The organism is uncultured Aquimarina sp. (genome assembly GCF_947492115.1).
In the GTDB taxonomy this organism is placed as follows: Bacteria; Bacteroidota; Bacteroidia; order Flavobacteriales; family Flavobacteriaceae; genus Aquimarina.
Genome location: NZ_CANLMM010000046.1, coordinates 1 through 602, shown reverse-complemented (window position 1 = coordinate 602; position 602 = coordinate 1). Strand labels below are relative to the sequence as shown.

General features: G+C 27.7%; 1 protein-coding gene. It reads right to left on the bottom strand.

Features of this window, described 5'->3' with window-relative positions; translation table 11 throughout:
• Nucleotides 1–64: 64 nt before the first annotated feature.
• Nucleotides 65–602: hypothetical protein (locus Q1A73_RS24460; protein WP_299611455.1), on the bottom strand; the 538-nt coding region annotated here is incomplete at its 5' end.

Genomic DNA, 602 nt, shown 5'->3' with positions numbered 1-602 from the left:
TTTTTTAATTTACATAGACAGAATTCTAGTCTGTTATTTTGAGATTCTTATGGAACTTTTCGCTTTACTTAATAAGTCTTTTGTTTTTTAGTATATCAAATCCTAAAAGACCTTGATTAACCTCAAATTCTATCTTTTTGTAGGAGTGCATATTATCAAAATATTTATGAGGGAAAACCAATTCTTTCTCAGTGCCTTTGTAATTAATATAAAAAGTAGGCTTTCTTTCATCTCTATGGTATTTTCCACCAGTTAAAGATGACCGATGAATGATTGTGTATCTCTTTTTAATGGGGTCCTTATCTGCAAAGTAGTAATTTGTTAATGTAATCGCTGAACAAGAAATTAATCCTGCACTGAAGAGATATTGAAGTAAAGAGTAGAAAATCAAACTTGTATTACTGTATTCGTAGTATGTTTTACTGTAGTTTTTAACATCAATAAGAAAAGTTATAATTGTAACAATAATTACAAAACCAAGTAGAAGTCTGAAGTCAATAATAGTATTTCGATATATTTCTATTTGCCATATCATTAATAATAAGCCTATAAATAAAGTTGCTGGATAAAATATTTTCCTTGTCTTATCGGTCATTTCCAAT